Consider the following 11447-nt stretch of genomic DNA (forward strand, 5'->3'; position numbering starts at 1 on the left):
GCTCAGATCGGCCGCGCCGGTCAGCGAGAAGTAGTCGATGGCACCGGAGTAGATGCCGCGCGGAGGAAGCAGCGTGGTGGCGGGGCGGGGGCGGGGGCCGAGTCGGCGCGGACCGGACACGGCCGGGGCGCGCGGGATGGCGGGGCGCCCCGTCAGATGGCCGGGGTGGCCCCGCGTCGCCCCCGTACACCCGGTGCCCTGTCGCGGCGGTGCCGCGATGCCGAAGTTAACCCCGTAAACCAGAAAAGCGCGATGTGTCGGCCCCGAGTTCGCCCGCGCGGATTTGGATGGCCCCGTCCTTGCCGGGGGATTTCGCTGCCCGAAAGTCGGCGGTCGTGTCACTCATTTCGGGCGGTGTCGCTCGATGGAGTTCGCACGCCGTTCACGCGGCGAGATGCGCCGCACGCCGGCCGCCGGCTCCGGCCGCATCCGGCCGCAGGAAGCGGACCTGATGGATTCCCGCCCACCTGACGGATTACGGCGAATGGCGTTGGAATTGGCCCCGCCTCGGATTGAGGATCTGGGAATCCACGCATTCCACCTGTTCAGGGAGGGCCACGGTCATGGCTCAGCAGCAACATCCGGCGGCAGCCGCGCGGCACGCGGTGCGCACGAGGCCCGCGCGCACCGCCCGGGACGGGGGCCGGCGCCATGGCTGAGCGCGGCGGAGACGAAGGCGGCATAGCCCGGCGCACGTTCATCGCCGGCGGCACCGCCGCGCTCACGGTCACGGCCCTGACCCCCGGCATCGCCGCCGCGCGCCCGAAGCGGGCGCCCGAGACCGACCCCGTCGTGCGCACCACGGCCGGCGCCCTGCGCGGCACCCGCAACGGCGCCGTCTCCGTCTTCCGCGGCATCCCCTACGCGCAGCCCCCCGTGGGCCCGCTGCGCTTCTCCTCGCCCCGGCCGCCGAAGCCCTGGCAGGGCGTGCGGGACGCCGTCGACTACGGCCCCACCGCCATCCAGTTCCAGGGCACCGAAGGCCAGGAAGACTGCCTGTACGCCAACGTCTGGACGCCCGGCACCCGCGGCGCCCGCCCGGTCCTCGTCTTCATCCACGGCGGCGGCTGGCAGTCGGGCGCCGGCAGCCTGCCCAACTACGAGAGCAGCAGGCTCGCCGAGCGTGGCGACCTCGTGGTGGTGACCTTCAACTACCGGCTGGGTGCCTTCGGTTGGGGGCTGCACGAGGAGTTCGCCGACCCCTCGACCGGCTCCATCGCCAACTGGGGGCTCCAGGACCAGGCGGCGGCGCTGCGCTGGCTGCGGGCGAACGCCGCGGCCTTCGGCGGCGACCCCGACAACATCACCGTCTCCGGCGGATCGGCCGGCGGCGCGACCACCTGGCAACTGAGCTTGCTGCCGCAGACCCGCCCGCTCATCCGCCGCATCATCCCCATCAGCCCGGCCCACATCTGGACCCCGGCCGCCGCGCTCACCCCGCAGGACGCCCGCCGGGCCTACGAACTGGTGGCCAAGGACCTCGGCGTCACGGTGTCGAAGCTGCGCGAGGTGCCCGCGTACGCACTGCGCGACAGTTGGGAGAAGCTGTTCGCCGGTTCGCCCGCCGACCGGCCGCTGGCCAGCGGCCGGGCCTACCGCGGGCCGGTCATCGACGGCGAGTGGATGCGCGGCCCGCTGCACCGACTGCCCGTGCCCGAACTGCCGACCCTCAGCATCAACACCGACACCGAGGGCTCCTTCTACACCGGGCCTAACCCGCCCACGCCCGCCCCGGCCCCCACGCCCACCGACGAGGCGTCGCTGCGGGTGGCCGTGCGCGCCGTGCTCATCAAGGGTGCGGTGCAGGTCACCGATGCCGAGGTGGACGCCTGCATCGCCGCCTACCGGGCCGCGGCCATCGCCGACGGCCTGCCGCACGACCCGCTCAGCCTGTGGACCGAAATCTGGGGCGACGGCCTGTTCCGCTACCTCGCTGTGCGCCTCGCCGAGAAGCAGGCCCGCGCCGGCGTCGTACCGCAGTACCGGATGGAGTTCGCCCACCCGGTGCGCGCCCCCTGGTTCGGTACGCCGCACGAGGCGACCTCCAAGTTCCTCTTCGGCAGCTTCAAGCTGCCCGCCAACGCCCCGCAGTACGGCGACGGGCCGCTGGAAGAGACGGTGTCCAACGCGTTCATGGACCTCGTCGCCTCCTTCGCCCACACCGGCGCACCGGCCGTCGACACCGTGCGCCACTGGCCCGTCTTCGACCCCGCCCGGGCCACCGCGCTGCGCCTCGGCGGCCCCGACGTCGCCCGCCTGGTCACCACGTCCAAGGCGCGCCAACTCAGCTACTGGGACACCGCCGGCTGGGGCCCGCGCCCCTGACCCGGCGCCCCACCGCACCGGCCCTACACCCCACCGCGGTGCGCCGGACGCCCCACCCACGTGGTGCGCCCGGCGCGCCGGCCCCTGCCCCTCGCGCTCCCGCCCCCAGCCTGCCCGCCCGGCCCGCCGGGCCCGTCACTCGCACGCGGCCGTCCGGCACCGGCACAACCGCCATCGATTGCGGAGGCAACCCCGTGGACCACGCCCTGCTCGACATCCACCTCAAACCCGCACTCCAGCAGCCCGACTGGGAGGACGCCTCCCAAGTCCAGCGCATGCGCGACGAGTTGGCGACGCGACCGGCCCTGGTGCGGGCGCAGGACGTCAGGACCCTCCGCGGCCAACTGGCCAAGGTGGCCGCCGGCGAAGCCCACGTGGTGCAGTCCGGCGACTGCGCCGAGGACCCCACCGAATGCACCTCCGGCTACGTCGCGCGCAAGGCCGCCCTGCTCGACCTGATGGCCGGGGCGCTGAAGATGATCACGTACAAGCCGGTGGTGCGCGTCGGACGGATCGCCGGACAGTTCGCCAAGCCGCGCTCACGCCCCACCGAGCAGATCGGCGACCGCGAACTCCCGGTCTACCGGGGCCACATGGTCAACGGATGCGAGCCCTCGCCCGAGAGCCGCCGCCCCGACCCGCTCCGGCTGCTGACCTGCTTCATGGCCGCCGGCGACATCATGGGCCACCTCGGCTGGCGCGACGGCCGCGGCGGCGCCGCCGGCCGCATCGAGGCGCCCATCTGGACCAGCCACGAAGCACTGCTGCTCGACTACGAGATGCCGCTGCTGCGCCGCGAACCCGACGGACAGGTCTACCTCGGCTCCACGCACTGGCCGTGGATCGGCGAGCGGACCCGGCAGCCCGACGGCGCCCACGTGGCGCTGCTCGCAGCCGTGGCCAACCCGGTGGCCTGCAAGGTCGGCCCCGGGATGAGCACCGACGTGCTGCTCGACCTGTGCGAACGGCTCGACCCGAACCGGGAACCCGGCCGGCTGACCCTGATCGCCCGGATGGGCCCGGAGGCCGCCGCCGAACGCCTGCCGGCCCTGGTGGAAGCCGTCCGCGCGGCCGGCCATCCGGTGAGCTGGCTCACCGACCCCATGCACGGCAACACCGTCACCGCCCCCGGCGGCCTCAAGACCCGCTACGTGGAAACCGTGGAGCGCGAGGTGGACGTGTTCCAGACCGCGGTACGCCAGGCCGGCGGCGTGGCCGGTGGTCTGCACCTGGAGACCACCCCCGACGACGTCACCGAGTGCGTACGCGACGAGTCCGAGGCGCACCGCGTCGGCGACAAGTACGCCAGCTTCTGCGACCCGCGGCTGACCGCCAGTCAGGCAATGAGCGTGGTCTCGCGCTGGCGCGGCTGAAATGCACCGCCGTGCGCCCTACCTGACCTGTCAACAGCGCGCGGCACACTGGGAGTTGACCGGCACGGCACAGTCAGCGAAGGAGGCGTAACGATGGACAACAAAGTGGCCGTGGTCACCGGAGCGGCGGGCGGCATCGGTGCGGAGGTGGTGCGCGCGCTGAGCGCCCGCGGTGCCCGGGTGGCCGCCGTGGACCTGGACGCGGACCGGCTCAAGACCGCGGTCGGCGACCTGCCCGGCGTGCACGCGTTCCCCGCGGACGTCACGTCGGCCGGTGAGGTGCGCGCGCTCGTCGACGCCGTCGAGGAGCGCGTGGGAGAAGTGGACTACCTCGTCAACGCGGCCGGCGTGCTGCGCACCGGCGCGGTGCGCAGCTACACCGAAGCGGACTGGGCGGCCACCTTCGCGGTCAACGCGACCGGAGTGTTCCTGATGTCGCAGGCGGTCGTGGACCGGATGGTCCCGCGCTCGCGCGGCGCGATCGTCACCGTCGCCTCCAACGCCGCCGGCACCCCGCGCAGCGAGATGGCCGCCTACTGCGCGTCCAAGGCCGCGGCGACGCTGTTCACCAAGTCCCTGGGGCTTGAGGTCGCCCAGTACGGCATCCGCTGCAACCTGGTCGCCCCCGGCTCCACCGACACGCCCATGCTCAGCTCCATGTGGCACGACGAATCGGGCCCGCGCGGCACCATCGAGGGCCGCCCCGACGCGTACCGCGTCGGCATCCCGCTCGGGAAGATCGCCCGCCCCTCCGACATCGCCGACGCCGTCGTCTTCCTGCTGTCCGACCAGGCGGCGCACATCACCCTGCACGACCTGACGGTGGACGGCGGCGCCACGCTGGGCGTCTAGCCCCCGCGCCCGCCGGCGCCACCAGGCACGGGACGCCGCCCACCGGCCCGGGCACCCCGCCGACCACGGCCGGGTGCCCGGGCCGCGCGCGCCCCCCACCCGGGCCAGCCCCGGGTACGCGCGTCCGCGCAGCTCGCCACCCATACGGCAACGGTCCGCCGCCTCCCGAGAGGACGCTCATGCCCGGCATTCCGCCGATCAAGACCTACCCCCTGCCGACCGTCGGGGACCTGCCCGACAACACCGCGTCGTGGTCCGTGGACCCACGGCGCGCGGTGCTGCTCGTCCACGACATGCAGCGGTATTTTTTGGCCCCGCTGCCCGAGCCGCTGCGCTCCGCCGTGGTGCGCAATGCCACCGCACTGCGCGACCGGTGCGCGGGCGCCGGCGTCCCGGTCGCCTACACCGCCCAACCCGGCGGGATGAGCGACGCGGACCGCGGCCTCCTCAAGGACTTCTGGGGCCCGGGCATGCGGGTGGACCCCGCCGACCGCGAGGTGGTGGACGCCCTCGCCCCGGCGCCCGGTGACTGGCTGCTCACCAAGTGGCGCTACAGCGCCTTCTTCCGCACCGATCTGCTGGCCCGAATGCGCGAATCGGGCCGTGACCAGCTCATCGTCTGCGGCGTGTACGGGCACGTGGGCGTGCTGATGTCGGCGGTCGAGGCGTTCACCCACGACATCGAGACGTTCCTGGTGGCCGACGCCATGGCCGACTTCTCCGCCGACTACCACCGGATGGCCATCGAGTACGCGGCGAGCCGCTGCGCGGTGGTCACCACGACGAAGGAAATCCTCGCATGAACGACGGCACACCCCGGCTCCGCCCCACGCCCCAGCCCACCGCCCACCCCACCGGCGGAGAGGACCCGACCGGTGCGCCGGAGTTACTTGAGCGCGTACTGACCGGCCGGGCCCCGGTCTTCGCCCTGCTGCACCGTCCGGAGAGCACGGGCCCCGGCCAACTCGACGTCCTCACCGGCACCATGAGTAGCCCCGCGACCCTCGCCGACCTCCCGGTTCCGGACCGGTCCGACACTCCCGAAGCAGCCGGCGCCGGCCCCCGGCACGAGGTACTGACGCTCGTCCCCTACCGGCAGATCACCGAGCGCGGCTACACCTGCGCCGACGACGGCGAACCGCTGCTGGCCATGACCATCACCGAACAGACCACCGCACCGGTGGCCGACGTCATCGCCCAGATCCCGGATCTGCCCCTGGAGCTGACGGGGCGCCACTTCGACGTGGACGACGACAGCTACGCGGACATCGTGCGCCGCATCATCGACGAGGAGATCGGCACCGGCGAGGGCGCCAACTTCGTCATCAAGCGCTCCTTCGTGGCCACCATCGGCGACTACGGGCCCGAGCACGCCCTCACCCTCTTCCGCCGGCTCCTGGAACGCGAGTCCGGCGCGTACTGGACCTTCGTCGTGCACACCGGCGACCGCACCTTCGTCGGCGCGACCCCCGAGCGCCACGTCAGCCTGCGCCACGAGCGGGCCGTGATGAACCCCATCAGCGGCACCTACCGCTACCCGGCGTCGGGCCCCACGCTGCCCGAGGTCATGGACTTCCTCGCCGACCGCAAGGAGGCCGACGAGCTGTACATGGTGGTCGACGAAGAGCTCAAGATGATGGCCCGCATCTGTGAGTCGGGCGGCCGGGTGGTGGGCCCGTACCTCAAGGAGATGGCCCGCCTCGCGCACACCGAGTACTTCATCGAGGGCAGGTGCCTGCGCGATCCGCGCGAGGTGCTGCGCGAGACGCTGTTCGCCCCCACCGTCACCGGCAGCCCGCTGGAGAGCGCCTGCCGCGTCATCGCCCGGCACGAGCCGCACGGCCGCGGCTACTACAGCGGCGTCGTCGCACTCATCGGGCGTGACGAACGGGGCCGCGCCGCCATGGACTCGGCCATCTTGATCCGCATCGCCGACATCGACGCCGGCGGGCAGGTCCGGGTCGGCGTGGGCGCCACCCTGGTGCGCCACTCCGACCCGGTCTCCGAGGTCGCTGAGACCCGGGCCAAGGCGGCCGGCATGATCGCCGCCCTGGAGAGCAACGGCAGCTCACGGTTCGGCGCCCACCCCCGGGTACGGGCGGCCCTCGCGGAGCGCAACGCCAGCCTCGCCGAGTTCTGGCTCGCCGAGGCCGCCCAGCGCGCCAGGCCGCGCCCGAACCTGGCCGGCCGCAGCGTCCTGGTCGTCGACGCCGAAGACACCTTCACCTCCATGATTGGTCACCAACTCACCGCACTGGGACTGGAGGTGACGGTCCGTCGACACACTGAACCGTACGCCTTCGACGGCCACGACCTGGTGGTGCTCGGCCCGGGGCCAGGTGATCCCAGGGACGGCACCCACCCCAAGATCGCCCATCTGCGGGGGGCGGTCACGCAGTTGCTGGCCGAACGCCGCCCCTTCCTCGCGGTGTGCCTGAGCCACCAGGTGCTCAGTACCAGGCTGGGCCTCACCATCCACCGCCGCGAGGTGCCCAACCAGGGCGTGCGCCGCGAGATCGACCTGTTCGGACGGCGCGAACGGGTCGGCTTCTACAACACCTTCGCCGCCCACAGCGCCACCGACAAGGCCGAGTGCCCGGGCGTGGGCGTGGTCGAGGTCAGCCGGGACCGCACCACCGGCGAGGTGCACGCCCTGCGCGGACCGCACTTCGCCTCCATGCAGTTCCACGCCGAGTCGGTGCTCACCGACGACGGCCCGCGCATCGTCGGTGACCTGCTCGCCGGCCTCAGTGGCGCCCTGCTGCCGGCCAGCGCCGACCGCGGCTGACCGGCCGCGCCGGGCGCGGGCGAAGGCCCCCGGACCAGTGGCTGCTGGTCCGGGGGCCTTCGGCCGTGCGCCCGTGGGGGCCAGGGACGGCTGGGCCCAGAACGCAGGCCCAGCCGCTCAGCTAGACGATGATGCTGGTCAGACCGGTCTCACCGGCGTGCGAGCGCACCGCAACCGGCACATGTGCGGTGGGCGGCAGCGCCAGCGCCGCCCGGGCGATCGCGTCCGAGTCGCCGAGCGTCACCGAGTCCACGCCGGGCCGGATGCCGGCCGCCGTCACCCAGTGCACCGACTCGGTCGGCACCCCGTAGGCGAAACGCCGCGGGTGCGCGCGACCCTTGGCGTCCAGCAGCCGGTAGGGCCGCTCGGTCACCGCGAGGCCACCCGTCTGGTAGCTGCCACCACCCGAGGACTGGATGCGGTACGGGGTGGCCTGGTCGGTGTTGAGCAGATGGCTCAGCAGCGGGTCCCGGGTGCGGCGCACGTCGGGCTCCGGCAGCCGGGCCTCGATCAGCGTGTTGGCCCGGATCGGCGGCCCCGGCACGTCGGTTGACTCCATCACGAACGCCGGGTTCACCGTGTCGATCCGGATCAGCGTGCCGGGCCCGGTCAGCTCCAGCACACCCGCCTCCACCAGCGCGATCAGCTCCTCGATGCGGGAGGCCGGCGGACCGATGGACAGGTACGCGTTGAGCGGCGTGTACCAGCCCTCCAGGTCGTCGCGGTGCGAATCGCCGTCCAGACCGCCGTGGTCCACCGCGAGCCGGATCTCGTTGCGCAGGTCGCGCAGCACGTCGAGGGCGGCCTTCAACGGCCCGCTGACGTTGCCCGCCCGGGCCTGCCGTACGTCCTCCGCCAGGTACTCCACCAGCCAGGCGTTGAACTCCGTTCGCGAGGTGAACTCGCGTCCGCGGTACGGCTGGGAGAGCCGCTCCCAGTCCCACCGCTCGGCCGGTGTGATGGCGAAGGAGTCCAGCAGCAACTCCCGCTCCCGACCCTCGCCGAGCAGCAGGTACCGGGAGATGAACGAGGCACGTTCGTCGGACCGGCCCATCTGTTCCAGCAGGGTGCCGTAGTAGACGCTCTCGACCTCGCGGGAGATCAACGGCCACAGGTCCGTACCGAAGTGCACCGGGCGCCCGTCGCGGGCCCTGGCCCGCAGCCCGGCGATGTACTCCTGGGTGAGCAGCCGCGGGAAGTAGCGGCCGTAGGGGCCCTTCTGGTTCTCGCCGCGGGCCTGGTAGGGCACCCCGCGCCGGGAACTCGCGTACAGCTTGGGCTCCTTGCCCGACGCCTTGTACACCAGCCGCTCGCCCTCCCGGACGAACTCGCCGTCGCGCCCGGCGGTGAACAGCGCCATGTGGTCGAAGAAGTTCAGCCCGAGCCCGCGCAGCAGCACCGGGGTGCCGGGCTTGACGCCGCTCAGGTCCACGTCGGCCGGGTTGGCCGGCGTGATGTACGTCAGGTGGTGGATGCGGGCCAGGCTCGCGGTGCGCTCCTCGCGCGGCGTGAGCCTGGCCGACACGTGCCCCTGGGCGAGCACGATCGCATCGAGCTCGTTCAGCCGCGTACCGTCCTCCAGGCGGAGGCCCTGCGGGCCCATCGGGATGCCCTGCGTGTCGGCCATCGCCACCGCCCGCGAGCGGTGCACCCGGATCGAGACGTGCCGCGGGGCCTGGGCGTTGATCTGCTGGAAGCAGTCGTGCAGGTAGCAGCCGTAGAAGGCACGGGTGGGATAGTCGTCCGGGCCCAGCCGCTGCGCCTGGGCCAGCGTCTCGGCGCTGTAGGTGTCGAACTGGCTGGCCACCGAAAGGCTCTTGGCCCACTCGTACAGGCTAGGCCCCGGCTCGATGGGGCCCTCGATCTGCGCGCTGTCGTCGGTGTAGACGGTGATCTGCGAGGCCACGGTGTTCATCAACAGGTGGCGTGACTGGTCGGTGCGCCACACCCGGCCGGGGCCCGGCGGGTCAGGGTCCACGATGTGCACCGTGATCGCCTCGTGCGAGGGGGCGACCCGTTCGTTGGCGCACAGCCGTTCCAGGACCGAAAGCCCGCGGGGTCCCGCACCCACGATGCAGATCTCGACATGACCTGTGCTCATCAAGGCACTCCATGGGAGAAGAGGGGCACGCAGGGACGCTTACTTGGCCGGGCCGCCGGAGTTGATGATGCGGGCGAGCTCCAGCCGCTTGATCTTGGTGGTGGCGGTGTGCGGCAGGTCGTCCAGGCGCCACTGCACCGGGTCGGCCATCGGGGGCAACCCGGCCGTCGCGGCCCGCCAGGCCGCCAGGTCCAGCGGCTCGTCACCCTTGGTGGACACCACCGGCACCGCGCGACCGTCGTCACCGGGGATGATGATGACCTCGGCCAGGTTGTCCAGCCGAGCGAACAACTGGTCCTCAGCGGCCAGCGTGCTGCCGAACCCGGGGATCTCGTCCACCTCCCGGTCCAACAGGTGCAGGCACCCCCACTTGGTGCGGTAACCCACGTCACCCATCCGCCACCAGGAGCCGTTGGTCTGCGCCGCGTACCGCTCGGGCTCACCGAGGAAGGTCACCGCGCGACCGTCGCTGCGCACCTCGATGTAGCCGGGCGACTCCTTGGTGGGCGGGGCGCCGTCCCGGCTGACCACCCGTACGCCGGTCATACCGGGGAACGGCACGCCCACACAGCGCCCGTCGGCCTCAAGGGAGCGCAGCTTGGTGTAGGACCGCGCCACCACCGGCCCGGTCTCGCTCTGCCCGTAGAGCTGCCCGAAGACCGGCGCGGTACGGCGCGTCGCCCGCAGCAGCCGGTGCACGGTGCGCGGGTGGATGGCGTCGAAGGTGCTGCTGAACAGCCGTACGTTGGCCAGCGGCTCGCGCGGGTCGTCGGCCAGCTTCTCCCACAACATGTACGAGTTGGGGTGCGCCTCGATGATGCCGGGGCGCAGCCGTACGAAGTAGTCAGCCACGTGCTCCGGGTCGTCGTCGGTCAGCACCAGCAGCGGGAAGCCGCGCGCCAGGGAGATGAGCACCGCGCTGATCACCCGGGAGTGGACGAACGACACGTGCATGGCCACCGTCTCGCGCTTGCGCAGCAGCGTGACGGCCGCGGCCTGCGGGCGGTAGCGCGACTGGAGGCTGTAGCTGGTGTGCACGGCCATCTTCGGCAGCCCTGTGGTGCCCGAGGTGTGGGTGACCAGCGTCGGGTGGTCCCGGGGCATGACCACCGGAGCGACGCGCCGCACGTCGGTCAGTTCCGCGAGCGCGGTGGCGCGCGGGTGGGAGCCCGAGGCCAACAGCACGCTGTCGGCGACGTCGAAGACCTCGTCGGACAGCTCGTTGTCCAACTTGGCCCGGTCGGTGAGCAGGTACGGCTGGTTGACCCGGGGCAGCATCTGGAGGACGGAGCCACCGTCGAGCTTGGGGGAGAGCATCACTGGCACCGCACCGATGCGCGCGGTGGCCGAGGCGATGAGCGGGATGTCGAAACCGTCGGTCTTGTACACCACCACGTGGTCACCCGGCCGGACCCCAACGGCCCACAGGCGGGAGGCGAAGTCGGCCACCACATCGGCGAGTTCGGTCACCGTGAACCGACGTCCAAGCTGCGGCGCGATACCCAGGTCGTGATCAAGAATGACGACATTGGCCGGGTGCTTGGCCGCCACCCGGTCGAATGCCGTACCCAGGCGAATTCCCTGGTTCCTGATGCGCTGCAGAATCATGTACCCACCTTTCCCGATGACGTCGACGCAGCCCGAGCTGAAGTCACCTGGTGAACGGCCGCCCCGCGGGCGGTCCCGGATCGTGCGTACGGCTGAGACGCGCTGAATCCATGCAGGAGGAGAGAGCGCGGAGGGAACGCGGAGGATGGTGTCCGGTCAGGAAAGCGGCGGCGTGCCGAGCTGCGTGGCTTACTGGCTGGAATCTTCGCGAGCCCCTGACCGGCCGGTCAACGAGCGGCTTCGGGGTCCGTCAAGTCCGCCCGGACGGCGCGGGCGCCCGCCGCACGCGGGTGCTCGATGCGGGTGCCCCTGTGGGCGCGCCCCGTCCCGGGGGTTGCCGCGGGACGGGGCGCGAGGTGGGGGGGGGGGGGGGGGGGGGGGGGGGGGGGGGGGGGGGGGG

Annotated in this window: 7 protein-coding genes; 5 read left to right on the forward strand and 2 right to left on the reverse strand. The window is 72.4% G+C overall.

Going from position 1 to position 11447, the window contains the following annotated elements; all coding sequences use genetic code 11:
* Window positions 1-651: 651 nt before the first annotated feature.
* From ACMA1D_RS13370 to ACMA1D_RS13390, 5 genes are all read left to right on the forward strand, one after another.
* Window positions 652-2325 (forward strand): carboxylesterase/lipase family protein, encoded by a 1674-nt coding sequence (locus tag ACMA1D_RS13370; RefSeq protein ID WP_414724145.1) that lies wholly within the window; start codon window positions 652-654, stop codon window positions 2323-2325.
* Window positions 2326-2519: 194 nt separating this feature from the next.
* Window positions 2520-3698, forward strand: coding sequence for a 3-deoxy-7-phosphoheptulonate synthase (locus ACMA1D_RS13375; protein ID WP_414724146.1), 1179 nt, complete (start codon window positions 2520-2522; stop codon window positions 3696-3698).
* 93 nt (window positions 3699-3791) lie between these two features.
* The gene (locus ACMA1D_RS13380; RefSeq protein WP_414724147.1) at window positions 3792-4550 is read left to right on the forward strand and encodes a 2,3-dihydro-2,3-dihydroxybenzoate dehydrogenase; all 759 of its coding nucleotides are present in this window, start codon (window positions 3792-3794) and stop codon (window positions 4548-4550) included.
* A gap of 179 nt (window positions 4551-4729) precedes the next feature.
* Entirely contained in the window at window positions 4730-5353 is a 624-nt protein-coding gene (locus tag ACMA1D_RS13385; RefSeq protein ID WP_414724148.1) for an isochorismatase family protein, read from the forward strand.
* The gene (locus tag ACMA1D_RS13390) at window positions 5350-7338 is read left to right on the forward strand and encodes an anthranilate synthase family protein (protein ID WP_414724149.1); all 1989 of its coding nucleotides are present in this window, start codon (window positions 5350-5352) and stop codon (window positions 7336-7338) included. The genes ACMA1D_RS13385 and ACMA1D_RS13390 overlap by 4 nt, the downstream gene beginning before the upstream one ends.
* 121 nt (window positions 7339-7459) lie before the next feature.
* Here ACMA1D_RS13390 and ACMA1D_RS13395 read toward each other — a convergent pair whose 3' ends face one another.
* Entirely contained in the window at window positions 7460-9439 is a 1980-nt protein-coding gene (locus ACMA1D_RS13395; protein ID WP_414724150.1) for an FAD/NAD(P)-binding protein, read from the reverse strand.
* A gap of 39 nt (window positions 9440-9478) precedes the next feature.
* Window positions 9479-11047: a class I adenylate-forming enzyme family protein gene (locus ACMA1D_RS13400; protein WP_414724151.1), complete on the reverse strand. Its 1569-nt coding sequence runs from the start codon at window positions 11045-11047 to the stop codon at window positions 9479-9481.
* Between the last annotated feature and the right edge of the window lie 400 nt (window positions 11048-11447).

It is taken from the genome of Streptomyces sp. 796.1 (assembly GCF_047525675.1).
Classification (GTDB): domain Bacteria; phylum Actinomycetota; class Actinomycetes; order Streptomycetales; family Streptomycetaceae; genus Streptomyces.